The sequence below is a fragment of the Pseudonocardia nantongensis genome, from assembly GCF_046546495.1.
GTDB lineage: Bacteria > Actinomycetota > Actinomycetes > Mycobacteriales > Pseudonocardiaceae > Pseudonocardia > Pseudonocardia nantongensis.
Map to the genome: position 1 here is coordinate 56,673 of NZ_JBKGXT010000003.1, position 24,709 is coordinate 81,381.

Genomic DNA, 24,709 nt, shown 5'->3' on the forward strand with positions numbered 1-24,709 from the left:
GGTGCGCCACTCGGCGGGTACCACGGGGCCGGCTCCGGCGTCAGCTCCGGCCGAGGACCCGGTCGACCCAGCGGCCGTAGCTCGGGTCCACGCGGGTGTCGGTGACCGCGCGGGCCTCGGCCAGCCGCCGGTCCAGGGCCGCGCGGACCTCGGGTGCGACATCCGGCTTCGCGTAGACCAGCTGGAAGTACTCCGGGCGCATCTGGGCGGCCCCGACCAGCTCCCGGTCACCCAGCACCCGCGGCAGGTCGGTCCGCCAGGACGACGGCGGCAGCTCCGGGCGCGGGCTGGTGACCACGACGACCGTCGGGTCGTCGGCGAGCAGCACCTCGGTCGGGTTGGCGCCGTGCGCGATCCGCTCGTCGTTGAGGCCGATGTAGTCGGTGGCGGCCCAGCCGGAGAAGTACGGCATCGCCCCGGCGTCCGAGACCGCCACTGTCCGACGGTCCGCGGGAACGTTCGTGTCGGCCAGGGCCAGCCCGACCGCGATGTGGGCGCGGCGCAGGTCGTCGCCGTAGTTGACCATCGTGCGACCGTCCGGGGCGAGGAACCCGGCGACGGCGGTCCAGCCGACCACCACCGCGGCGGTCGCCGCGGCGACCCGCCGCAGTTCGACGGCGTCCAGCGTCCACGCGGCGGCCAGGCACAGCAGCGGGAACCCGTGCCAGGCGAACCGGGACAGGTAGTCCATCGCCGGGGCGGACAGCGCCGGGATCGCGTAGAGCGCCAGGCAGCTCGCCAGCACCAGCGCGGCCGGGCCGGCCGTGCGGGCCCGGAACAGCCCGGCCGTCGCGCAGACCAGCAGCGGCAGCAGGGTGGCCGCGGTCAGCTGGATCCAGCGGCCGTCGGTGGCCGCGTCCACCCCGACCTTGACGTAGAACGTGTTCGGCAGCGTGTGCCCGAAGTACGCCCAGCGCCCCACCAGGTAACCGATACCGGCGACGGCCGCGACGCCGGTCCAGGTCCAGGCCGCCCGGTCCCGGCGGCGCAGCCACAACCACACCAGCAGCGGAGGCGCGACGCCCAGCACGCCGTCCGGGCGCAGCGTGCCGGCGAGCAGCAGCAGGGCGGGGACCTCCCAGGACCGGACCGGGGCGTCCCGGTCGTGCAACAACCGGGCCGCGAGCAGCACCGCCCGCAGCACCACCAGCGCGAACGGCGCGGTCTCCAGACCCGAGTCGACGTGCACCCAGGTCGGCAGGAAGAGCACGAAGCTCCCGGCCGCGGCGACCGCGCCGGACCAGGTCCGCGGGCTCGTGACCAGCAGCCAGGTGACCGCCATCGCGCAGGCCGCGGCGGTCAGCTTGGAGACGACCGGCAGCGGCACGCCCAGCCACACCCACGGGACGTGCCAGAGCATCCAGGCGAAGTTCGTGAAGCCCTCGACCGGGTCCTGCCCGGGGTTCCACGTCGGACCGAAGCCGTGCGCGAGGTTCGTGGTGTAGCGGTAGGTGATGTAGGCGTCGTCGACGGTCGCCGACCAGCACGCCCAGACGCCCACGGCCAGCGCGAGCAGCGCCGCGACGAGCAGCGGGCGGCGGTCCCAGGCGTCCGGGTCCCGGAAGGGCGGCCACTCGGTGCGCGGCTCGGCGTCGGCCCCCCGGGACTCGGTCAGCATGCGCGGATTCTCCCGCACCGATGAGATCCGCCGGCGCGCACGGTCGTATCGGGTATGAGCACCCACACGCAGACCCCGACGACCGTGCACGCCATCGGGGTCGTCATGTTCACCGTCACCGACCAGGACGCCGCGCTGACGTTCTACACCGAGAAGCTGGGCTGGGAGGTCCGCGGCGACGCCCGCTTCGGCGAGCACGGCGAGCACCGCTGGCTGGAGGTCGCCCCGCCCGGGTCGACCGCGCGGCTCGCGCTGAACCCGCCGATGTTCGGCAGCCCGGGCGGCAGCGCGATCGGCGTCGAGACCACCGACCTGGCGACCGAGCACGCCCGGCTGTCCGCGATCGGCGGCATCGAGATGGAGCCGCTGCCGGACGAGGACACTCCCGGCGCGCCGGCGATGTTCATGCTGCGCGACCCTGACGGCAACGTCGTCACCGTGGTGCGGGTATAGCCACCGCTCACGGCACCGGCGGGACCCCCGCCCGTACCAGCACGGCGTAGGGGCCGACGTCGCGCCGCTGCCAGGCCGGGTCCTCGAACAGCTGCGGCGCGAACGTCGCCGGCGGCGCCGATGAGTCCGGGTCGGGGAACCGGTCCTCGGTCGTCGGGACCTGCAGGGCGCCGTCCCCGGTCCGGCTGAACACGAGCACCGACGGCGGCCGGGCCGGTCCGGAGTCCAGCGCGGCGAGCAGGGCGGCCGGGTCCGGCGCGGCGGCCCAGCGGCGGATCTCCGCCGTGCGTGTCGGGAAGTTCCCCAGCGGGTTGGCGTACTGCGCCGACGACGCCTGGTAGGAGAAGTAGGGCGTGTAGGTCACCAGCTTCTGGTTGGCGGTGAGCACGACAACGTCCCGTGGCGCGCGGCCGGTCAGCCCGTCGATCGTGATCCGGAGCTCGCCGAGCCAGGCGTCCGCGTCGGCCGGGTCGCGGCTGCCGTCGGGACGGGTGCCGTCCGGCCGGTAGTCCTGTGCCGACCCGGCCCAGGAGTACTGCTCGGGCACGTCCTGCACGCCGGCCAGCACCGCCGTCGCGGCCAGCACGACGACCAGCCCGGTCGCCGCCGCCCGCCGGTCCGGCCGGGCGGCACCGGCGTCGGGTCGGGCGGCGTCGCCGGCCGGACGGGCCCTGTCGCCCGGGACCCGTTCGCGCACGGCGTGGACGAGGTCGGCGGCCGCGCCGACGGCGCCGCAGGCCAGTGCCGCGGTGAGGATCGGCTCGATCCGGAACGCGAGCAGCGTCGTCCCGGCGGCGAGCGCCGCGGTGGACAGCAGGTACCAGGCGTAGCCGCAGGCGGCCGTCGCCCCGAGCGCGCGGGCGACCTCCGATGACCGGAACCGCCACACGATCCACACCGTGCCGGCCAAGCACAGCGCGCCCAGCGCGGTCGGCTCCAGCATCGGCAGCGGCCAGCGCGACCCGCTCTCGGCGAGGAAGTGCTGTCCGGCGCTGTAGGTGGGCCCGCCGCCTGCGGCGGCGATCAGGTAGGGCAGCCAGTGCAGCAGCGTGAGCGGCAGCGCCGCGAGCAGCACGACGCCGGCCGTCCCCGCGACCCGCAGCGGGCTCGCCCGGCGGGTGAGCAGCCCGTCGGCGGCGAGCACGGCCAGCACGAACCCGGCGAACATCAGGATCTGGGTGTGCGTGATCGCGGCCAGGCCCAGGACCAGCCCGACCAGCACGGCGGTGCGTACCCAGGGGCCCTGCGCGCTGTGTGGATGCGCGCTCCGGCGGGCCTGCGCGCTGTGTGGATGCGCGCTCCGGCGGGCCTGCGCGCGGACCAGCCGCAGGCCGAGCACCGCCAGCGGCGGCACCAGGGCCCCGGTCAGCCAGGAGTACGGGGTGTAGGCGGCCGTCGTCGCGAGCCCGGCCAGGACGGTCGCGACGGCGGCGCCGAGCGCGCGCGGGCGGCTGGTCACCAGCGACCACAACACGTAGGCGAGTACCGCCGTCACTGCCAGGGTGGCCAGGGCGTAGGGCTTGTGGAACGCCCAGGCGTCGACGCCGAGCAGCGCCGCCGTCCGGCCGCCCACCCAGAACCAGGCGGCCGGGTAGTACGGCGGCAGGTCGGCGTAGGCGAAGTCGGCGAGGGTGCCCGAGTCGGCGAACCGGGTCAGGAACTGCACCCGGAACTGCTGGTCCCCGGACACCCCGAACAGGTAGTGCGGGGTGTTCGCCAGGAACAACGCCAGCGGCACCGTGGGCAGCGCGGCCAGCCCGGCCCAGGACAGCGGCACCGCGAGCCACGGTATCCGCCGGTGCAGCAGCGCCGTCCCGGCGAGCAGGAGGGCCAGCAGCGCGCCGGCGGACGCGGTCAGGGCGAGGCCGACGTTCGTGCCGGTGGGGATGTCCAGCCGGTCGACCACCGCCAGCACGGCGACCACGACGAGCACCGCGACGACCGGTGCGAGGATCAGCTCGGCGACCCGCCACGGCCACCGGGCGTGGGCCCGGCCCCCCGATCGCGGCCACGAGCCGGTCCCGCCGCGGGACCCCGGTGCCACCACCGGCGCTCAGGCCTCGCCGGCCGGCCGCTTCACCGCGACCACCAGGAACGCCTTTGAGATCGCCCACAGCGCCGGGAACCGGCGCAGCGCCGACACCCCGGCCGAGTACAGCGCCGAGCCGCCGCCCTCGGCCAGGCTGACGTCGCCGGGGACGGTGAACCGGGCGTCCAGCTCCGGGCGCTGCGCGAGCAGCTTCCGCATCCGCAGCCAGCTCGGGGCGTAGCTGGCGTCGGTGTAGTCCTGCCCGCGCCCGGACGCCCGCAGGTACCGGTTCGCCAGCGGCAGCGGCAGCCAGGCCAGGAACGGCAGCGAGTAGTGCGCCTCGATCGGCCACCACCGGTTCGGCACCAGGATGTAGGCGACCCCGCCCGGCCGCAGGCACGACGAGATCCGCTCCAGGGCGTCCGGCTGGTCGTCGAGGTGTTCCAGGACGTTGTCCAGCACCGCGACGTCGAAGGCGCCGGCGTCCTCGCCGTGCCCGAACTCGCCGATGCCCTGCACCCGGAACGTGAAGTTGTCCGCGCCGCCCTCCGCGGCCAGCCGGTTCGCCTCCGCGGCCAGCGCGCCGTTCGGCTCGATCCCGACGACCTCGCGGCAGGCGCCGGCCAGCTCGAGGGCGGTGTAGCCGTAGCCGCAGCCCAGGTCGGCGACCCGGCACTCGGCGAACGGCCGGTCCAGGAACGGCTGGGTGGTGATCGCGATCTGGCGGGCGAACCCGGTCGCCAGGCGGCGGCGCTCGACCATGCGCAGCGAACGTTCGTACTCGGGGAGTTCGGGGGCGGGCTGGTCGTTCGGGTCCACGGCGAGGCTCTCCGTCGGTGGGCGGGGTCCGGTGATTCTGTCGTCAGGGGGCGGGTGCGGGGGGCACCGGGGCGGGGTTCGATCCCGGCACGGTGGCCGGCGCGGGCGCGCCGGCCGGGGCTTCGCCGGGGGCCCCGGGTGGGGGTGGGGCGGGAGCGTCGATGCCGGGGGTACCGGGCGGGACGGCGGGGTCCGGGGGATCCATGGCCTGCGCGCCCGGGTCGTCCGGGCCGGGCGGGTCGCAGGCGGTCAGCCGCCACAGCGCGTGGTCGCCCTCCTGGGCGAGCAGCTCGAAACCCGGGACCGGCGCGATGTCGTGCAGGCCCGGGTACGCACCGGCGCCGCCGCTCCACGGCCAGAACGTGATCGGTCCGGTCAGCACGTAGCCGACCCGGGTGGCGGCCGCGGCCTCGCACACCAGCGGCTCGACGGCGGCGTCCCGGAGCCGGGTCGCCAGCAGCGTCTGCTCGGGCGTCCAGTTCCCGGCCATGTGCGGGAACAGCACCTCCCGGCCGGTCAGCGGGTAGAACAGCGCGTTGCCGGTGAACGGGTCCGCCGCGACGACGGCGTCCGGCGGGACCAGCTCGCCGGCGCGCTGCAGGAACTCCCGCTGGCCCGGCTCGAGCATCGTGTCGGACGGCGTCCGGTAGGTCCCGGCCAGCACCGACGCGTGGGTGCTCACCCCGAGCCCGCCGGACACCGCGACCAGCAGGACGGTGAGCGCGGCGACCGCGGCCGCCGGGGCACCACGCCGGCGGGCGAACGCGCGGGCCGGATCGGACAGTCTCGGGAGGCCACGGCGGAGCAGCCCGCCGAGGACCAGCAGGCCGACCACGGCCAGCGGGGCGCCGGTGACCGGCACCATCGCGGCCAGCCGGTACGAGTCGTTGTACCAGGCACCGGTCAGCGCGGCGGAGAGCTCGCCGTCGGAGGACGCGGCCAGCACGTACAGCGCCCCGGCGGCCAGGTGCGCCGGGACCAGCCAGGACGTGGCGACCCGGCGCAGCGCCCCGACGACGCCCACGAGCACCGTCACCGACAGCGCGACCAGGTCCGGCCGGCCGTTGGTGGCGTTCAGGAGCACCTCGGCGACCGCGTTCGGGGTGTCGGTGAACGCCGGCCAGTCGAAGCCGCGGACCCCGGACAGCAGCGGCGAGACGAGCATCAGCCACAGCACCGTCCCGACGACGGCGGCGACCGCCACGAAGCCCACCACCGGCTGCCACCAGCGCCGGGTGGCGATCCGGTGCCGGGCCAGCCGGCCCAGCCCCCACAGCACCGGGAAGAGCCCGAGCACGGCCAGGCTGAACACCGCGTTCGGATGCGCGAGGCCGAGCGCGGGCACCGTCGTCAGGAGCAGCACGCCCGCCCCGCCGGGCCCGAGCACGCTGTGCCGGGCGATCCCGGCCAGGGTCGCCACCGCGGCCAGCACCGCCGGTAGCAGCGCGACGCCGAGCAGGTTCGGCCACAGCACGCCGAACGACATCAGCGCCCAGGGGAAGGCGGTGAACCCGGTGGCGACCACCGGGGCGGCGAACGCGGCCCCGGCCGAGCGACCGACGACCTGGCGGGTCAGCAGCAGCACCGACAGCGGCCAGACCAGCGCGGCGACCGCCCACGCGGTGAGGTTGGTGGCCACCGGCACGCCGGCCCCGGAACTCGTCGCGACCAGCGAGACCAGGTCGTGCCAGGCGGCCGGGTAGGGCGCCGTGGCCATGCCCGGGTTGGTCAGCGTGCCCAGCGTCAGCGACGACGCGTCGCCGGTGTGCAGGATGTGCGCGACGCCGTTGTAGTGGAACACCGCGTCGTAGGTGGAGGAGATCTCGTCGACCCGGCCGAACCCGAGCACGACGGTGACCCAGCCCAGCAGCACCGCGATCCCGACCCCGGCGGCCGCGGCCGTCCCCGCCCGGCGGCCGTCGGGCCCCTCCCGCTGCTTCGAGGTGCGCCAGGCCTGCGGCAGCGCGGCGGTCAACGGGTCCGGTCCGGCGGCGAAGAGGCCGCGCGGGGTGCGCAGCCGGACCAGCGTCGCCCGCAGCCGGCGGCCCGGTTCCCAGGACGACAGCGCCGACCGCCAGCCGCGGTGCAGCGGGCTGCCCGCCGGGCGGCGGGCCAGGAACCCGCGGAAGAGCAGGCCCGCGACGGCCACCAGCACCGCGGCGACGAGTGGCGTCCCCGGGCCCCACGGGATCCCGAAGGCGGCGCCGGGCACCGCCGATGAGGCGATCACCGCGACCGACACCAGCGGCGCCGCGCTCCAGGCGGTCACGCCGCGCAGGCCACAGGCCCGCAGCACGAGCAGGCCCGGCACGAGCACCCAGAACGCCGCGACGAGAGCCACGGGCACCCCGGACAGCCAGGTCACCGATGCCATCGCCGGTCCGCCCCTTCCCCGGCGGCGGGGCCCCGGTTCCGTCCTCGACCACCGGGCCGGTCCTGCGAATCCGGGCGATGGCCGCCGGGAAGACTACCGGCGGGCCGGTCCCTCCGCCGGGACCCGGGCCCCGGTCGGAGGGTCACGAGTCGACGACCCGCCCGGCGTCGCAGGCGGTGATCGCGTAGAGCGCGTTCTCGCCGTCCGTGGCGAGCAGGTCGAAGCCTTCGGCGCCGGCCAGGTCCTCAAGACCGGGGAAGCTGCCGGCCAGCGGGTCCCAGCTCCAGAACGTCGGCGGCGCGGTCAGCGCGTAGCCCACCCCGGTCGACGCGACGGCGGCGCACACGGCGGGGTCGGCGGCGGCGTCCCGCAGCCGTTCCGCGATCAGCTGCTGGTCCGGCGACCAGACCCCGGTGAGGTGCGGGAACAGCACCTTTCGGTCGGTCATCGCCCACAGCATCGCGGTGCCCGCCCACGGGTTCTGCGCGACGACGGCGTCCTCGGGCAGCAACCGGCCGGCCTCCCGCAGGAAGTCCGCCTGCTGCGGGCCGACCAGCACCTCCTCCGGCTCCTGGTAGATCCCGGCCAGCCGGTCGATGTGCGAGCGCTGGTACAGCCCGCCGGACACGATGACGACGCCGAGCACCGCGATCGCGATCAGCACCGCCGCCCGGGGTCGTGGCCACGACGCGGCCGCGGGCACCGCGCGGGTGAACGCGTCCCGGGCAGCGCAGGCCACGCGCCGGGCCAGCGCGCTCAGCGCGAGCAGGCCGAGCACCGCCAGCGGGACCGCGGTGACCGGGACCAGGGCGGCCAGCCGGGGCGCGTCGTTGTACCAGATCCCGGTCCAGACCGAGGACCACGTGCTGGCCCCGACGACGTAGAGCGTGCAGACCAGCAGGTGCGACACGACCAGCCAGGACGTCCGCGCCCGGCGCAGCGCGACCACCGCGCCGGCGACCGTGAGGACGGCCAGCGACCAGGCCGGGTCGAGGCCGTCCGGGCTGTGCAGCACGGCGTTCCAGATCGCACCGGGGACGGTGACCGCGGGCTCCCAGTAGTAGGAGCGGATGCCGTCCAGGGACGGCGCCGCGAACATCACCCAGGCCAGCCCGGCGGCGGCGGCGACCACCAGCAGGACGACGGCCAGCGCCCGCAGGGCGGCCGCCCGGCCGCGGCGCAGCCCGCGCCGGGCCGCCCCGCCGACCCCCCACGCCACCACCGGCACGGCCAGCACGACCAGCCCGAACAGCGCGTTCGGGTGGGCCAGCCCAAGCGTCGGGACGGCGGCGACGGCCGGTGCCCAGCGGGCCGCGCGGGCGGCCGGGAACGGACCCGGGTCCCCGGAGGGCCCGGTGCCCGGCCGGGCGGCCGAGGCCACCGCGGCGAGCGCGGCCGGCAGCAGCGCGACGCCGATCAGGTTCGGCCAGAGCGCGCCGTAGGTGACCAGCGTCCAGGGGAACGCGGCGAACCCGGTGGCCAGTACCGGCGTCGCGAACGCGACCCCGGCCGAGCGGCCGAGCAGCATCCGGGCGAGCAGCAGCGCCGACAGCGGCCAGACCAGCAGCGTGGTCACCAGCGCTACGACGTTGGACGCCACCACGACCTGGCCCGGGCCGGGGGTCAGCGGCGCGACCAGCGAGACGACGCCGTGCCAGGCGGACGGGTAGAGGCCCGGCGAGTTGACCAGCCCGCCGACGGTGAACGACGAGGCGTCGGCGGTCGCGAGGATCCGGGCGACCGCGTTGTAGTGGAAGTTCGCGTCGAACGTCTGGGACAGTGCGTCCGGGCGGGACATCCCGCGGATCGCGGCCCGGAAGCCGAGCGTGGCGGCCAGCAGCACCCCCGCCGTCGCGGCCAGGCCGGTCCAGCGCCGGTCCGGGCCGCCGGAGCGCAGGGTCGCCAGCCGGGCCCGCAGGTGCGCCTGGATCTCCCGGGGCGGCACGACCAGCGGCCGGCCCAGCACGGCCCGGCGGGTCCCGACGACGACCGCCGCGATCAGCACCGCCGCGGCGACCGGCACCAGCCCGCTCCACGGGATCCCGGCGGACCCGCCGGCCACCGCGGAGCCGGCGATCAGGCCGACCGACAGCAACGGCGCGGCGCCCCAGGCGGACGTTCCACGCAGCCCGGTGGCGACGCCGACCAGCAGGCCGGGCAGGGTGACCCAGGCGGCGGCGAGCAGCACCAGGGGCGCCGCGGACAGCCAGCTCACTACGGGGCGGACTCCTTCCCGGGCGCATGCGGTCCAGCCCGCCGTCCGCGCGGGAGGGCTCGGCTCGACGCCGTAGGGGAGTGGTTCGGCGGGCCATCGCCGGTGATGTCCGCTTCCACAGCCGCGGCACAGACTACCGAAGGGGCGGATCCGGCCGGTCGGTGCCACCGATCACGCCTGCCCTACCCTCGACGGCCGTGAACCTCGAGAGGATGCCCTCCGCCCGTGACCTCGACAGCTACGACCTGATCGTGGTCGGGTCCGGATTCTTCGGGCTGACCGTGGCGGAGCGGGTGGCCGGGGGCCTCGGCAAGCGGGTGCTGGTGCTGGAGCGCCGCGACCACATCGGCGGCAACGCCTACTCCGAGGCGGAGCCGGAGACCGGCATCGAGATCCACCGGTACGGCGCCCACCTGTTCCACACGTCGAACGAGCGGGTGTGGGAGTACGTGAACCGGTTCACCGACTTCACGAACTACCAGCACCGGGTCTTCGCCCGGGCCGGTGACCAGGTCTACGCCTTCCCGATGAACCTGGCGCTGATCAACCAGTTCTTCGGCAAGGCGCACACCCCGGACGAGGCCCGCGCGCTGATCGCCGAGCAGGCTGGCGAGGTGGAGACCGGCGAGGCCACCAACCTCGAGGAGAAGGCGATCTCGCTGATCGGGCGCCCGCTCTACGAGGCCTTCATCAAGGGCTACAACGAGAAGCAGTGGCAGACCGACCCGAAGAACCTGGACGCCTCGATCATCACCCGGCTGCCGGTCCGCTACACCTACGACAACCGCTACTTCAACGACACCCACGAGGGCCTGCCGGTCGACGGCTACACCGCGTGGCTGGAGCGGATGGCGGACCACGCGAACATCGACGTCGTCCTGGAGACCGACTACTTCGAGGTCCGGGACGACATCCCGGCCGGCACCCCGGTCGTCTACACCGGGCCGCTGGACCGCTACTTCGACCACGCCGAGGGCGAGCTGGGCTGGCGCACCCTGGACTTCGAGATGTCGGTCGAGCCCACCGGTGACTTCCAGGGCACCTCGGTGATCAACTACAACGACGCCGAGGTCCCGTTCACCCGGATCCTCGAGTTCCGGCACATGCACCCGGAGCGCGACTACCCGAAGGACAAGACGGTCATCGTGCGGGAGTACTCGCGCTTCGCCGAGTCCGGTGACGAGCCGTACTACCCGATCAACACCCCGGACAACCGGGCGAAGCTGGAGCGCTACCGCGAGCTGGCCCGCAAGGAGACCGCGAACCGCAACGTGGTGTTCGGCGGCCGGCTCGGCACCTACAAGTACCTGGACATGCACATGGCCATCGGGTCGGCGCTGACCATGTACGAGAACCGCCTGGTCCCGCACTTCACCGAGGGCCGGCCGCTGTCCGGGACCGAGGCCGAGGACTAGACGGACCGCGCGAGGCGAGTCGTCGTGGCGCCCGGGACCGCCCCGGCCGTCCCTACAGCCACCCCGCTGTGGCAGTGACGAAGCGCTCCAGATCCGAGGGATCGTCCAGCCGAGCGAGCACGACGGCGTCGTCGACGTCCACGTAGTCGTGGACGAGCACGTTGCGGAAACCGACCGACCGCGCCAGCTGCCCGGCGAGCTCGGAGGAGATCACGCCGTGCCGCCCGAGCAGGCGCAGCGCATCGGCGTCGTCCCGCGGCGGTCCGGCGGTGCTCCCGCCTCGGCCCGCAGCACCGCGAGGTCGTCGGCGACCGACCGCAGGAGCCGGGCGACCCGGGTCTCATCGACCACGACGCACCGCCTCCAGGAACTCCCGGTGGGCGCGGCGGATCCGCGGCAGCTCGTCGGAGTAGATCTTGCGGGTGGTCGCGACCCAGCGCACCCGGGCCGGCGGGTCGTCGTCGAACAGCAGCTCCCCGTCCAGCGCGACCCGGCCGGCCAGCTCCAACGGGGCGTCGTTCAGCACCAGCAGGTCCACGCCCGCGGGCAGGTCGACCTCGAAGGCGGCCGGGGGGTGCGCCGGCCACCATGCCGCGACGTCGAGGTCCGAGTCCGGGCGCGGGTTCCCACCAGGGGCCCGGCTGCCGTGCACCAGTCCGAACCGGGCGCCGGCCGCCCGCAGAGCCGCGACGACGGCGTCGCGCGGGTCGGGATCGGAGCTGGTCACGGGCCCCAGTGTGGCATCCGGGCGAGGCGGTCACCGGCCTGAAGCGCGGCGCGCCCGCCCGCCTCCCGGGGACGCCGTGACCCGCGGCTACCCTCGGAACGCGGTCCCGGGCCGGGGCGACCAGCGCTGCGCCGACACTTCCGCTGCGCCGACACTGCCGCCGCCCGGCGCGGGACACGACCGGAACCCGCCTACCCCCGAGGCCGTTACTGCGATGACCACCGCCCCCACGGACGAGCGAGGCCAGGTGCCCGACACGACCACCCCGACCGCCGGGGAGACGCTGCTGCAGCGGGTGATCCTGCCGCGCCCCGCGGACCCGCTCGCGGTGCGCGCCCTCTACCTGGACGAGCGTCCGGGGACCTCGCTCGCGCCGGTCGAGCCGCAGCCCGGGGAGCGGACGAGGCCGCTCGCGCTGACCGTGTCCACCGCCGGCGGCCCGCGCACCCGGATGCTGGACCGGACGTCGGCGACGGTGCCGCCGGGGGCCGAGGTGTCCTTCGGGTCGTACTTCAACGCCTTCGCCGCCGGATACTGGCGCGCCTGGTCCACCCTGACGACGATCGAGCTGCGGCTCGAGCTGGAGGGCTCGGGCCGGGTCGACGTCTACCGCACCAAGGCCGACGGCTCGCAGATCTTCGTCGCCGGTGAGCTCGTGCAGGGCCGGCGCCGGGTGTCGATGGAGCTGGACCTGCGCCCGTTCGAGGACGGTGGGTGGTACTGGTTCGACCTGTCCACCGACGACGGCGACCTCACCCTGCACGGCGGCGGCTGGCACGCCCCGCACGCCGCGCCCGGCCGCGCCGCCGTCGTCGTCGGGATGCCGACGTTCAACCGGCCTGCCGACTGCGTCGCCACACTGACCGCGCTCGGGTCCGACCCGCAGGTGCTGGAGACGATCACCGCGATCGTGCTGCCGGACCAGGGCACGAAGAAGGTCCGCGACGAGGCCGGCTACGAGCAGGCCGCCGCGGTGCTCGGGGACCGGCTGCGGATCGTCGACCAGCCCAACCTGGGCGGCTCCGGCGGCTACGCCCGGATCATGTACGAGGTCCTGCACGGGACCGGCTCGCACGCGGGTGGGATCGACTGCGAGCAGATCCTCTACATGGACGACGACATCCTGCTCGAACCCGACTCGGTGCTGCGCGCCGTCGCGTTCTCCCGGTTCGCCCGCGAGCCGATGCTGGTCGGCGGGCAGATGCTCTCGCTGCAAGCCCGCTCGCAGCTGTCCACGATGGGCGAGGTCGTGGACCGCAACCAGTTCCTCTGGCGGCCCGCCCCGCGCACCGAAGCCCACCACGACCTGGCCGAGCGCACGCTGCGCCGGACACCGTGGCTGCACCGCCGGGTCGACGTCGACTACAACGCCTGGTGGATGTGCCTGATCCCGCGCTCGGTCGCCGAGGAGCTGGGGCTGCCGCTGCCGCTGTTCATCAAGTGGGACGACGCCGAGTACGGCCTGCGCGCCCGCGCCGCCGGGTACCGCACCGCGACCGTCCCGGGCATCGCGATCTGGCACATGTCCTTCATCGAGAAGGACGACTCGTCGGACTGGCAGGCGTACTTCCACTACCGGAACCGCCTGGTCGCCGCCGCCCTGCACGGCCCGGACGACCCGAAGGCGATGCTCAAGGAGACCTTCAAGCGGACCCTGCGGCACCTGATGCTCATGGAGTACTCGGCGGTCGCGTTGCAGATCAAGGCGTTCACCGACTTCCTGGCCGGGCCGGAGGCGCTGTTCCCGAAGCTGCCGATCGTGCTCGACGAGATCCGCGAGCTGCGCGCGCAGTACGACGACGGCCGCCCGCTCGACTCGGCCACCGACGTCCCGCTGTCCGATCTGGACGCGCTCGGTGCCCAGCTGTTCCCGGAGCCGCCGGTCGGCCGGGCGAGGGCCGCGCTCGGCCTGGCCCGCGGGGTGCTGCGCAACCTGCGCAGCCCGGACCCGGCCCGGCGGGAGCGGCCGCAGCGCAACGTGCCCTGGGCCAACGCCCAGTGGTTCGTGCTGGCCGGGCTGGACTCCGCGACGGTGTCCACTCCGGACGGCCGGGGGGTCACCTTCCGGCGCCGTGACCCGCAGATGTTCAAGGACATGGTCGCCGAGTCGTTCCGGCTGCACCGGGCGGTCGCCGCGGACTGGGAGTCCCTGCGCGGGCGCTACCGGGCCGCGCAGCCGACGCTGACCGGCCGGGAGGGCTGGAAGCAGATCTTCGAGTGAGCCGCTCCACGCCCCGCGGCGGTGTGCTCCTGCTGCTGCTCGGCGGGCTCACCTGCCTGCTCGGGATCGGCGCCGCACTGGCCCCGGTGGACGTCGACGACCCGGTCGTCAGCTGGCCGCGGGCCGGTGAGGCGCCGGCGTCCACGGTGCTGCCGCTCTCGCCGTACCGGCCGCTGCAGTTCACCGCGACGGTCCCGTGTGCCGCGGCGGCGGAGGTCTCCGCGGCCGGTGGCGGCGACGTGCTCCGGACGATGCCCGCCTCGGCCGACCCGGCGCAGGCGCCCGCGCTGGCGGTCACCGCGGCCGGGGGGACGCTGCGGGTCGTCTCCGGCGACGACGAGCTGTACGCCGGGCCGGTCGGCGAGGGCTGTTCGTGGAGCTACACCGCCGACGCGGACGGCACCGTGCTGGCCCGTGACGGCGTGCCGGTCGCCGAGCGCCCGGAACTCGCGCCGCCGCAGGTCGCGGAGCTGTCGACGGCCGCATCCGGCCCGGCCGCCGAGGGCCTGTCCGTGCAGCTGCACACCGACGCCCGCTACGAGTCGTCACCGAGCCCGCTGAAGGTCGGGTTGCTCCTCGCGCACCTGCTGGCGCTGGCCGCGACCCTGGCGGCCGCCGTGCGGGTGTGGACGGGCACGGGCCGGGTGCTGCCGGTCCGGCCCCGCTTCTCGATCGCCGACGCCGTGGTCGTCGTGGTGTCCGCCGCCTGGGCGGTGCTCGGCCCGGTCAACATCGACGACTCCTGGTACGCCCTGATGGCCCGCCAGGGCGCCGAGACCGGCATGATCGGCAACGCGATCTACCAGTTCAACGCGACCGAGGCGCCGTTCACCACCTCGCAGTACCTGCTGCAGTTCTGGGGTCAGGCCGGCGAGGCGCTCGGGGTCGAGGGCTGGAGCCTGGTCTGGCTGCGCGTCGTGCCGGTGCTGCTCGGGCTGGTGACCTGGGTCCTGCTGCGCACGACCCTGCTGGTGCTGACCGAGCCGGACGCCGGCGGTACGGACGACGAGGCCACCGGCCGGTCCCGGATCGGGGCCCGGCCCGGGGTGGTCGCCGCGCTGGCCGTCGCGCACCTGGCCTGGTTCCTCGCCTACGGGATCGCGCTGCGTCCGGAGCCCGCCGGGACCGCGGCCACCGCCGGGGTGCTGCTGCTGGTCGCGGCGGCCCTGCGTACCCGGTCGGTCGGCCTGCTCGCCCCGGCGACCGCGCTCGCCGTCGTCGGGGTGACGACCGCGCCCACCGCGCTGGTCGCCGCCGCACCGCTGCTGCTCGCGCTGCCGCTGGTGTGGCGTCGGCTCGTGGCGTCCGGGTGGACGCAGCGGCTCGCGCTGGTGGCCGTCGCGTTCGCCGCGGCGAGCGTCGTCGTCCCGCTCGGTCTGGCCGATGCCACCCTCGCCGACCTGCGCGAAGCGTTCGCCGTGCACCGCTGGTACTACTACCAGTACTCGTGGTTCGCCGAGGCCGTGCACTACGCCAACCTGCTCGGACCGGACGACCAGGGCGCCTGGGGCAAGCGACTGCCGGTACTGCTGACCGTTGCGGTGCTGCTGCTCGGCCTGGTCACGCTGGGCCGCACCCGCGGCACCGGCGGCCCGCTCGGGCGCGCGCTGGGCTACGCGCTCGCGACCACGGCGTTCGGCCTGGTCGCGATCGCGATCAGCCCGACCAAGTGGGTCAACCACTTCGGCGCCGTCGCGGCCCCCGCGACGCTGCTGCTGGCACTGGCGCTGGCCCGCGGGCCGCTGCCGCGCGGGGTGGCCGGCCGGGTCGTCGCGATCGGGACGGCGGTACTCGGCGTCACGGCCTCGGTCGTCTACGCCGGGCCGAACCTGTGGCGGCCGCTGTCCGACTGGGGACAGCTGTTCGGCGGGCACACCGTGATCGACACCCCGCTGGTCGAGAACCTGCTGGCCCCGCACGCCGGGCCGCTCTACCTGCGCAACCCGCTGCTCTGGCTGGCGGTGGCGGTGGCCGCGCTCGCCTGGGCGTACCGACGACGCCGGCGCCCGGGCGGGGTCCGGACGCCCGCCCCAGGGCCGGACCGGGCGGTGCTCGGCGTCGCCACGGCCGGCGGCGTGGCGCTGATGCTGGTGGTGTTCACGGCCGCGCCGGTGCTGCAGGCCCCGGGGGCCTCGGTGGCGTCGATGAACCTGGCCGCGTTCGCCGGGCGGCCCTGCGGGCTGGCCGACGCCGTCACCGTGCAGGTCCCGGCACAGGCCGGCCCGCCGGTCGGCGCCCCGGTGACGGCCGGGGACATGCAGCAGGGGACGCCGCCGCAGCGGGATGCCCCGCCCGGTGGGGGCCCGGCCTGGCACACCGACGTCCCGGGCGGTACCGGCACCGGCTCGGTGACCACGGCCTGGTCCCCGGTGCCCGCCGACGCGTCGTCGGTGCTGGTGCCGGCGACCGGTGACGTCCGTGGCGACCAGTCGGTCGTCGTCGAGCTGGGAACCGGCCCGGTCGGCGCTCCCGCGGCCACCGCCCGGGTCGAGCCCGAACTGCCCGAGGACAAGCAGGCCGAGTGGACCGAGCTGACCGCGGATCCCGCCGCGGCGGACCTGCCCGGGCCCCTCACCCAGGCCCGGGTGGTCGTCGAGGACCGCATCGACGGCCCGGACACCTGGCTGGGCGTCGGTGCCCCGCGGCCCGCGCGGGCCGAGCGCGCCGCCGACGTCGTCCGCGGTGCCCCGGTGTTCGCCGACCAGGTCACCGCGACGCTGTGGCCGTGCGCCGACCAGGTCGTCGTGCGGCACGGCATCGCGGAGGCCCCGCAGTGGCGGCTGCGGACCGGCGACGACCTGGAGGGCGCCACCGAGGACAACGCGTTCTTCGTGGGCAACGGCGGCACCCTGGCCGGGATCGACCGCACCGCCCGGTTCACCGAGCTGCCGTCCGCGCTGGACCCGCCGGGCGGCCGGGAGATGTTCGACTGGGGCCACGTCGAGCGGGTCGAGTACGACCACCCGCCGGGCCTGGTCGACGTGTCGGTCGGTACCGAGCGGCGGTGGGGCTGGACCCGGCTTCCGACCCTGGCCGACAAGGACTACACCGGCCGTGACGTCCTGAGCTGACGGCGGCGACTCCTGTCCGGAGAGTGCCGCCACTTGGCTCCAATCGCGCGTGATCACCGCATGAGGAGCGGATGCGACCTCACAGGTCTGTCGCACTCCGCAGGCGTGGATCAATCCGGGACATCACGTGCGCCCGGATACGTGCCGGTTCGCCCTCACCTCGGTCGGCTGGATGTCGCCGGCCGTCGTACTGGCCGTGGCGCTGACCTTCGCCGCCGGCACCGACGACCACGAGCTGCGCCGCGGAGTGCTGGCGGTCGCACACCACCTGGACGGGGTGCTGCTCGCCCCGCTCGCGGTCGGATCCGCGCTGACCGGGATCACGCTCGCCGCCGCCACCCCGTACGGGTTGTTACACCACTGGTGGGTCACCGTGAAGTTCGTGATCACGGTGGTGCAGCTCCACGTCGGGATCTTCGTGTTGTCCGGGATCCTGAACGCCGCGACGGCCGACCCGGCGTCGCTGTTCGGGGGCGTCGGAGCAGCCGGCGCTCAGCCCTCGTACAGCCGGGTCCAGGTCTCCCGCGCGGTGAGCGCCGGCTCGGCGGCCTTCCACTGCCGGGCCACCGCCGGGCCCTCGGTGTGCAGCCGCCGCACGGTGCGCACCGCCCGCGCGGAGAGCTCGCGCAGCCGCTCGCGGTCCCGGGTCCGGACCCGGACGCCGGTCTCGGCCATGTCGGTCACCACGGCCCGCTCGAACAGCGACACGAACCACCAGTGGGCCTCACCGGCCGGCACCATCCCGGACCGGATCGGTACCCGGCCGGCCGCCTGCAGCAGCGCGCGCTTCGCCCAGGTCGCCAGCATCCGGTCGGGTTTCGGCGGGGCCAGGTGCACGACGGTCTCCCGCGGGTCCAGGTCCAGTTCGGACACCGACACCGGCGTCGTCTCGGGGTAGGCGGCACGGAGCCGGCGGATCTGGGCGGCGGCCGCAGCCGAGCCGTCGTCGAGCACCGACGGGCCCTCCAGGAAGTCCTCCACCGCCCGCAGCAGCGTCGCGGCCAGGCCGTACTGCATGGCGACCAGGTACTGCCCGAGCAGCTGGACCACGGTGCCCACCACGGTGCGCCGGTCGAACCCGGTGCGCAGCGCCGCGGTGATCAGGCCGTTGCGCTGGTTGAAGTAGCGGTGCCACTCGTCCCAGTCCTTCCAGCCGAAGTCGGCGTGCCACACGCCGGCGCCGGGCAGCGAGACCGTGGGGAAGCCGGCCTCGCGGGCGCGGTAGCCGAACTCGACGTCGTCCCACTGGAAGAACAGCGGCAGCGGGTACCCGACCGCGCGCACGATCGGCGCCGGGATCAGGCAGGACCACCATCCGTTGTACTCGGTGTCCACCCGCCGCTCCTGCACGATCGGCAACAGCCGCTCGTCCCGGCCGAGCAGGAAGCCCTCCTCCAGCGCGCCGGGCACCGGCCGCCCGACCCGCAGCTTCTCCGGCTCGGCGTACTCGGCGGTGATGTGCACGTGCCCGGGATGCAGCAGGTTCAGCATCTGCCCGCCGACGATCGTCGGGCGGGTGGTGCAGGCGGCGAACCCGGTCAGCCGGACGACGATCTCCGGGTCGAGCAGCACGTCGTCGTCCATCAGCAGGACGTCGTGGTCGTCGGCCGGGACCCCGGCGGTCGCCTCGTAGAGCCCCCGGGTGAACCCGCCTGCCCCGCCCAGGTTCGGCTGGCGCTGGTAGACGAGCCGGGCGCCGAACGTGTCCGCCAGTCCCGTGAACCGGTCCCGGGACTCCAGCGGGTCGCTGCCCTGGTCGACCACCCGGACCAGGGCGACGCGGTCCAGCGCGACCGGGTCGTCGAGCAGTGCCTGCAGCGTGTTCAGGCAGTCCTCGACCCGGTTGTAGGTGCAGATCGTGATCGACGTCGGCCGCGGCGGTCGCGGCACGGCGACGGTCCACTCCACACCGGACACGGCCAGCTCGCCGGTGTCGGTGGCGAACTCCAGCCACATCCCGCCGCCGTCGACGAACCGGTCGAGCCCCCCGGCAAGGGCGAGCACTCCGTCCCCGTCGGCCGCGGCGGTGTCCACCGCGCGGGCGACCTTGTTGGTGTCCGAGGCCATCAGCCAGACCCGGCCGCGGCCGGACGCGCGCAGCCGGACCCGGACCTCGGGCACCGCCGTCCAGCGCTGCCAGTAGGTGGCGTGCAGCCGGCCCCAGTAGGTGTTGGTGGTGACGAGCGTTGCCGGGGTCAGCTCGATCCGGTCCCGCTCGCGGCGCGCGGCTCCGCGCAGCACCTCGGCGTAGAGGTCCTCCGGGACCAGCGGGGTGGGGCCGGTGAACGGCCCCCGCTGCACGACGAGGCGGCCCGGCTCGACGCCCCCGCCCCCGGGCTGCGGGGCGGGTGTCGCGTCGGCCGGTCGGTCCGCGGTGTCCAGCATGTCTCGGGCTCGCCTCTCGGGTGGGGCCGGGTCGGACGCCGGCACGGGTGTCGGGCCGCGGTCAGCGGGTCAGCGGCTGCGGGTCCGAGGGTGCCGGGCCGGTCTCGACGACCTGCTCCCAGCCCCACATCGTCCGGTCCCCGCGTTGCACGTCGGCCGGGCGGGCCTGCGGCGCGTACGGCTCGAACAGCCGGAACTGACCCCAGTCGTAGTCCCAGGCGCCGGGCAGGTAGGTGGGCACGTACCGCTGTGCGGCCACCTGGTTGATCCAGCCCAGCGGCCCGCCGGTGGAGGGGAAGCCCCAGCCGTCGCCGACCGAGCGCATCTGCTGGTCGCCCAGGATCCGGTACGCCGGGACCTCACCGATGCCGCGGGTCACGTCGAACCGGCGCAGGCACGGGCTGGTGAACGCGGTCGGCCAGTCCAGGTAGCCGGGGGAGTTCCCGACCAGCTCGGTCAGCGGGGTGAACTGCGGGACCCGCGGCTGGGCCACCGCCATCCAGGCGCCCTGGCTCAGACCCCGGTCCTGCGCGACCACCCGGACCCGGTCGGCGCCGGCGGCCTCCCGGCCGGCGAGGTCCAGCCGGACGTCGCGCCAGCCGCTGCCGCCGGCCGCGGTGCCCGACGGGTCCGCGGTCGTCGCCACCGTGCCGGACGAGCCGGACGGGGAGATGTCGTCGATCACCTGGTCGCCGCGGGCGAACTCGAGTGTGAGCGTGTTGCCGCCGCTGACGGCCCCGGCGATGCCCAGCACCAGCGGGGCTTGCCCGCTGCGGGCCGCCTCCGGCAGCTCGTACCAGCCGGAGCGGTACTCGCCGACCGCGTCCTGCCCCGGCGACCAGCTGCCCATCACCGGGCCGCCGAGCGGCCCGGTGCCGGTGATGCCGGGCAGCTTGTTGCCGTCGCCGTCGTTGTCGCGCAGCGAGCCGGCGCCGCTCGGCGGCAGACCGTCCGGGCTGAAGCCGGTGGAGACCGGGCCGGCGTCCGGGCCCGAGGGGGAACCGGGTGGGGCGGGCCGCAGCACGTTCGCCGCCGGATCGGTCTCCACCTGCAGCCGCCCGGCGAGCCCGCACTCGGAGCCCGTCGGGTCGGTGGCGACGTCGGCGCCCAGCGAGTACGAGCCGGCCTGCTTCTCCATGCCCTTGGCCAGCGACGCGACCTGGAACACCACCATCAACGCGCAGATCACCGCGACCGGGGCCGAGCCGAGCCGGACGGCCTGCCGCTGGCTGATCCGGCTCCGGCCGCGCCGCCGGCCGGTGTCCGAGCCGTCGGAGCCGAGGACCGGGCGCGGGATGTGCGGGCCGCGCAGGTGCTCGACGACGCCGACGACCAGCGAGATCCCGGCCATCCCGAGCAGCAGGTTGGTCGCGCTGTACCCGGCGATCGACGGTGGCTTGTCGAACCAGGGGACCCCCCAGTTCGAGACGTACCACCAGGTGTTCGGTCCGGTGAAGGCCAGCGCGGTGATCGTCAGCACGGCGGCGAGGAACAGCGCCTGGTTGCGCCGCGAGCGCAACACCCCGGTGCTGGTGGCCAGCGCCGCCAGGGCCGCCACCCCGGCGCCGAGCGCGGCGAACGCACCGAAGTGGTGGGTCCACTTGGTCGGCGTCAGCGCCAGCACGGCGAACGACAGCACGGTCGAGCCGATCAACCGCCGGGAGAAGCCGAGCGCCGCGCCCGGGATCCGGCCCCGCCGCAACAGCACGACGGCGGCCACCGCGGTGCACAGCAGTGTCAGGAGCACCGGGAACCGGCGTTGCAGCGACCCGTCCTGGTTGTCGCTGAACAGCAGGACGTAGCGGGAGAGCTCCTCGTACCACTTCAGGTTCGGGCCGATGTCGGTCCGCACCCGGGTGGCCTCCGCGACCGTCGCCCAGGTCTGGTCACCGAAGATCGCGACGAGCACGATCAGGCCGGCCGCCAGCAGCGGGGCCAGCGTCGGCACCCAACCGGCCTTGCGGACGCGCTCGGTGAGCAGCGCGAGCAGCGGGCGGGCGGCGGCCAGGAACGGCGCCAGCGCGATCAGGCCGGTCGGGGTGGCGGCGACGGCGAATGCCGCCGCGATCAGCGCGCCGGCGACCGGGATCAGTCCCCGGGTGGCCAGCGCCCGCTCCAGCATGACGAACGACAGCAGCGCCGCGATGACGACGACGCTCTCCGGGCGCAGGCCGTTGTTGAACGGCAGCCAGAAGCACAGGAACACCGCGGCGGCCGCCCAGCCCGCCGACCGGCTGCGTCGCACCCGGGTGCCCAGCCGCGGCAGCAGCGCCCGGCTGATCAGGAACCAGGACGCGATACCCATCGCCAGCGCGGGGAGTCGCAGCCACAGGACGGCCTGGGAGACACCCGACCACCACGAGTAGAGCTCGTAGAACCAGCCGAACGGCGCCTCGGGCGCGTTGAACCAGCGGTAGTAGTTCCCGACGTAGCCGGCCGCCTCGTTGGCCCGGGAGATGGTCAGGATGTAGCCGTCGTCGGAGGTCATCGACCCGATCACGGCCCAGACCATCAGCACCGCGACGACCAGCACGTCGCGCACGACGTCGCGCCCGCGCAGGCCTACCGCCAGCCGACGGCCGTGCTGCACCCGGCGGGCGTCGCGGTCGTCGAGCCGGCGCAGGAACCAGAGGCTGCCGGCCAGCCCGGCCACCGCCAGCGTCCCCGCGACGATCTTCAGCCAGGTCGCGTCGCTGTCGTAGCGGTTGTCCGCATCGAACCGGACGGAGGTGTCGCCGATCGGGTCCTGCGCGGCGTCCAGGTCCGAGTAGACGCCGGTGACCTGGGGGCGGGTGTCGCCGGCGGCGTCGAAGAGCGGCGTGCCGCCGAGCGTGCCGGCGGTCGCCGTGTCGTCCGAGGAGATCACCAGGTCACAGCCCGGTCCGTCGCCGGCCAGCGGTACGTCCGCGGCCACCCGGGTCCCGCGGTTGTCCACGGTGAGCGCGCCGTCGGTGACGGTGACCCGCATCCCGGCGCCCTCGCCGCCGGGCGCGGCGGCCGGCACCGTCGACAGGACGGTGGCCGTGCCGGGCGTGCGGTCGTCCAGGCTGCGGATCGCGTCGCAGCCGATCTGGACCTGCAGCGTCTCGGCACGCAGCGCGACCAGCGGGGCCTCCACCGGCGCGGTCCCGGTCGTCGCGTCCGGCCAGGTCACGGTCGCGGTGTTCTGCACGACCGGCAGGAACGGGATCGCCAACGCGAGCAGGGCGGACAGCAGACCGAGCCCGGCAGCCAGCCAGCGGTCGACGGGTCGCAGGCCGCGGCCACGGGTCGGGGTCGCGTCCCGCGGGTCGGCGGCCACCGAATCGGTGGTCAGCACTCCGCCGAGGCTAGAGGGGTCCGATCACCGCCCCGACACGCCCCCGGGTGCACCGGTCCGGGCCTGCAGCGGCGGATTTCCCCCGGCCGGTATCTCAAGGATGTGATTCCCGGTCATGTGTCACCGTGCGTGACCGGATGCGACATTCGGGCCCTCTTCGAGGGTCACCGGTGACGGTGGTCCCCGGCTCTCGTTGGCCCCGGACGTGAGCCTCTGCACACCGAGCCGTCCCACGACGGCAGCGCCGCCGGACCCGTCGCCGGAGATCGGCGGTACCGGTCCCGACCGGGACGGGGGTCCCGATCCGGCGCCGCGGGCGGAGATGCCCGCGTTGACCGGGCTGCGGATCGTCGCGGCGTTGTGGGTGGTCGCGTTCCACTTCCACTTCACCGCGTTGCCGGGCGTCGAGGCGGTCACCGACCGGCTCGGCCTGCTGATCACGCAGGGTGCACTGGGCGTCGACCTGTTCTTCGTGCTGAGCGGTTTCGTGATCGCCTGGACCTACCTGGACCAGCTCGGTCCCCGGCTGCGACTGCGGGACGCCGGCGGGTTCGTCTGGGCCCGCGCGGCGCGGATGTGGCCCGCCTACGCCGTGGTGTTCCACCTGTTCGGGGTCTGGCTGGTGGCCCGGGCGGTGCTCGGCTCCGGCGAGCAGATCGCCTACCAGGCGGTGCAGCCGGAGCTCGGGGTCGGCGCCTGGCTGGAGCAGGTGTTCCTGGTCCAGCTGTGGACCGAGCCCTTCCTCGACGGCGCATCCTGGGTCGGCCCGACCTGGTCGATCAGCGCCGAGTGGCTGGCGTACCTGCTGTTCCCGGTGCTGGCGCTGGTCTTCTTCCGGCTGCGCCGGCTCCCGTTCGCCGTGCTCGCCGCCGGGTCGCTGCTCTGCGCGGCGCCGGTGGCGGCCGCGTTCGTCGTCGTCGGCTCGCCGTACTACCCGTACAGCTGGCTGGTCCGGATCCTCGGCGGGTTCTCCGCCGGGGTGCTCGCGATGCTCGCGGTCCGCCGGTTGCGCGACCGCGACGCCGGTTCCGACCGGCTCGGTGCGTCCGCATCCTCGACGGCGACGGTGCTCGTCGTGGCGGTGCCGCTCGGGCTGCCGGCCGGTGCGGTCGCCGGCGACGGCCTGCACGGGCTGGTCGTCCTGCTCTTCCCGGTCCTGGTCGGTGCGCTCGCGCTGGCCGACCGCGGACCGGCGTACCGCCTGCTCTCCCGCCCGGCGATGGTGCACGGGGGACACGCGTCCTACGCGCTCTACCTGATCCACATCCCGATGTTCGAGCTGCTCTGGTACTTCGTCGACCTCGAGGTCCTGCCCCGCTCGGGCGTCGCCGTCCATGTCGTCGCTCTCGCCGTCTTCCTGGGGACCCTGCCCGTGGCGCACCTGCTGTTCACCCTGATCGAACGCCCGGCCCGCCGCTGGATGCGGGCCCTTCCCGGTCGCGCGTCCGCCGCGCCCGCGGGGCCTGCGATGCCGGCTGCCCGGTCCGGGGCGGAGCCGGTCGACACCCGCGCCGCCCGCCGCGACCCGGAGACGTCGGTGCTGCCCGCGGTCGTCCCCGATCCGGCGACCTCGGTGCTGCCCGCCGTCGTCGCGCCGCGGGCCCCGGGGGAGGCCTCGGCGGGCACCGCCCATCGGATGCTCGAGCGGCTGACCGCGGCCCGGGCGTCCGGTGACGTGTCGGCCGCCGACGTGTCCGCCGACCTGCTCACCGTCGCCCTGCTGCGCGGCGACGGCGCGGGAAGCGGCACGGACCTGTTCACCCCGGCGGCGCCCGACCCCGGCACGCCGACCGGTGCGGACCGGGTGGGGCGGCTGCGCGCGATCCAGCTCGCCGCCCGGGCCGTCGAGGGCGGCGGCGGTCGCGGTGGCAGCGTCCCGGCGCCGCGCGCGACCCGGGCGATGCCGGCCGGCGGCAGCCGCAGCGGCGCGGAGCGCTGCGGCCGGGCCGGCCGGCGGCGCGACGACGTACACGGCAGTGCCGCCACCCCGATCGTCGCCGCCTCCGGGGCCGCGGCCCGCCGCCGTCGTCGTCCGTCGCACGGGAGCTGAGCCACCCCGGCCC

Annotated in this window: 15 protein-coding genes; 5 read left to right on the forward strand and 10 right to left on the reverse strand. The window is 75.2% G+C overall.

Translation table 11 applies throughout. The annotated features are described in order from the left end of the window. Window positions 1-40 precede the first annotated feature (40 nt). The gene (locus tag ACLFMI_RS04060; RefSeq protein ID WP_410946363.1) at window positions 41-1,618 is read right to left on the reverse strand and encodes a hypothetical protein; all 1,578 of its coding nucleotides are present in this window, start codon (window positions 1,616-1,618) and stop codon (window positions 41-43) included. A gap of 54 nt (window positions 1,619-1,672) precedes the next feature. Between ACLFMI_RS04060 and ACLFMI_RS04065 the strand changes: the two genes are divergently transcribed. Then, window positions 1,673-2,071 (forward strand): VOC family protein, encoded by a 399-nt coding sequence (locus tag ACLFMI_RS04065; protein WP_410946364.1) that lies wholly within the window; start codon window positions 1,673-1,675, stop codon window positions 2,069-2,071. Between the two features lie 7 nt (window positions 2,072-2,078). Here ACLFMI_RS04065 and ACLFMI_RS04070 read toward each other — a convergent pair whose 3' ends face one another. From ACLFMI_RS04070 to ACLFMI_RS04085, 4 genes are all read right to left on the reverse strand, one after another. After that, on the reverse strand, window positions 2,079-4,118 hold the full coding sequence (locus ACLFMI_RS04070) for an arabinofuranosyltransferase (protein ID WP_410946365.1): 2,040 nt from the start codon (window positions 4,116-4,118) through the stop codon (window positions 2,079-2,081). Window positions 4,119-4,124: 6 nt separating this feature from the next. Continuing rightward, entirely contained in the window at window positions 4,125-4,919 is a 795-nt protein-coding gene (locus ACLFMI_RS04075) for a class I SAM-dependent methyltransferase (RefSeq protein WP_410946366.1), read from the reverse strand. 43 nt (window positions 4,920-4,962) lie between these two features. Next, window positions 4,963-7,293 (reverse strand): DUF6541 family protein, encoded by a 2,331-nt coding sequence (locus ACLFMI_RS04080; RefSeq protein ID WP_410946367.1) that lies wholly within the window; start codon window positions 7,291-7,293, stop codon window positions 4,963-4,965. Window positions 7,294-7,435: 142 nt separating this feature from the next. Next, window positions 7,436-9,508, reverse strand: coding sequence for a DUF6541 family protein (locus ACLFMI_RS04085; protein WP_410946368.1), 2,073 nt, complete (start codon window positions 9,506-9,508; stop codon window positions 7,436-7,438). A gap of 212 nt (window positions 9,509-9,720) precedes the next feature. Here ACLFMI_RS04085 and glf point away from each other — a divergent pair, with 212 nt between their 5' ends. Beyond that, entirely contained in the window at window positions 9,721-10,923 is a 1,203-nt protein-coding gene (glf, locus tag ACLFMI_RS04090; RefSeq protein ID WP_410946619.1) for a UDP-galactopyranose mutase, read from the forward strand. A 52-nt stretch (window positions 10,924-10,975) separates the two neighbouring features. Here the strand turns inward: glf and ACLFMI_RS04095 are convergent, their stop codons facing one another. Genes ACLFMI_RS04095 through ACLFMI_RS04105 form a run of 3 tightly spaced genes read right to left on the reverse strand, consistent with a single transcriptional unit; the run spans window position 10,976 to window position 11,650 of the window. Further along, window positions 10,976-11,137 (reverse strand): HepT-like ribonuclease domain-containing protein, encoded by a 162-nt coding sequence (locus ACLFMI_RS04095; protein WP_410946369.1) that lies wholly within the window; start codon window positions 11,135-11,137, stop codon window positions 10,976-10,978. Beyond that, window positions 11,134-11,274, reverse strand: coding sequence for a hypothetical protein (locus ACLFMI_RS04100; protein WP_410946370.1), 141 nt, complete (start codon window positions 11,272-11,274; stop codon window positions 11,134-11,136). The genes ACLFMI_RS04095 and ACLFMI_RS04100 overlap by 4 nt, the downstream gene beginning before the upstream one ends. Beyond that, window positions 11,264-11,650: a nucleotidyltransferase domain-containing protein gene (locus ACLFMI_RS04105; protein WP_410946371.1), complete on the reverse strand. Its 387-nt coding sequence runs from the start codon at window positions 11,648-11,650 to the stop codon at window positions 11,264-11,266. The genes ACLFMI_RS04100 and ACLFMI_RS04105 overlap by 11 nt, the downstream gene beginning before the upstream one ends. A gap of 214 nt (window positions 11,651-11,864) precedes the next feature. Here ACLFMI_RS04105 and ACLFMI_RS04110 point away from each other — a divergent pair, with 214 nt between their 5' ends. Together ACLFMI_RS04110 and ACLFMI_RS04115 are read left to right on the forward strand one after the other, a co-directional pair. After that, window positions 11,865-13,871 carry a glycosyltransferase gene (locus tag ACLFMI_RS04110; protein ID WP_410946372.1) on the forward strand — a complete coding sequence of 669 codons (2,007 nt, stop codon included), beginning with the start codon at window positions 11,865-11,867 and terminating at the stop codon, window positions 13,869-13,871. Beyond that, complete coding sequence (locus tag ACLFMI_RS04115) at window positions 13,868-16,942, forward strand: arabinosyltransferase domain-containing protein (RefSeq protein ID WP_410946373.1); 3,075 nt, start codon at window positions 13,868-13,870, stop codon at window positions 16,940-16,942. The genes ACLFMI_RS04110 and ACLFMI_RS04115 overlap by 4 nt, the downstream gene beginning before the upstream one ends. A gap of 492 nt (window positions 16,943-17,434) precedes the next feature. Here the strand turns inward: ACLFMI_RS04115 and ACLFMI_RS04120 are convergent, their stop codons facing one another. Together ACLFMI_RS04120 and ACLFMI_RS04125 are read right to left on the reverse strand one after the other, a co-directional pair. Continuing rightward, window positions 17,435-19,327 (reverse strand): glycosyltransferase, encoded by a 1,893-nt coding sequence (locus tag ACLFMI_RS04120; RefSeq protein WP_410946374.1) that lies wholly within the window; start codon window positions 19,325-19,327, stop codon window positions 17,435-17,437. Between the two features lie 61 nt (window positions 19,328-19,388). Then, window positions 19,389-22,646, reverse strand: a complete 3,258-nt coding sequence (locus ACLFMI_RS04125) for an arabinosyltransferase domain-containing protein (protein ID WP_410946375.1) — start codon at window positions 22,644-22,646, stop codon at window positions 19,389-19,391. A gap of 322 nt (window positions 22,647-22,968) precedes the next feature. On the opposite strand from ACLFMI_RS04125, the gene ACLFMI_RS04130 reads away from it, so the two are divergent. Next, the gene (locus ACLFMI_RS04130) at window positions 22,969-24,696 is read left to right on the forward strand and encodes an acyltransferase family protein (RefSeq protein ID WP_410946376.1); all 1,728 of its coding nucleotides are present in this window, start codon (window positions 22,969-22,971) and stop codon (window positions 24,694-24,696) included. Window positions 24,697-24,709 lie beyond the last annotated feature (13 nt).

Coding starts and splice junctions, on each gene's coding strand:
- ACLFMI_RS04060 (WP_410946363.1), bottom strand. CDS start 1,618: ATGCTGACCGAGTCCCGGGGGGCCGACGCCGAGCCGCGCACCGAGTGG.
- ACLFMI_RS04065 (WP_410946364.1), top strand. CDS start 1,673: ATGAGCACCCACACGCAGACCCCGACGACCGTGCACGCCATCGGGGTC.
- ACLFMI_RS04080 (WP_410946367.1), bottom strand. CDS start 7,293: ATGGCATCGGTGACCTGGCTGTCCGGGGTGCCCGTGGCTCTCGTCGCG.
- glf (WP_410946619.1), top strand. CDS start 9,721: ATGCCCTCCGCCCGTGACCTCGACAGCTACGACCTGATCGTGGTCGGG.
- ACLFMI_RS04110 (WP_410946372.1), top strand. CDS start 11,865: ATGACCACCGCCCCCACGGACGAGCGAGGCCAGGTGCCCGACACGACC.
- ACLFMI_RS04120 (WP_410946374.1), bottom strand. CDS start 19,327: ATGCTGGACACCGCGGACCGACCGGCCGACGCGACACCCGCCCCGCAG.
- ACLFMI_RS04130 (WP_410946376.1), top strand. CDS start 22,969: ATGCCCGCGTTGACCGGGCTGCGGATCGTCGCGGCGTTGTGGGTGGTC.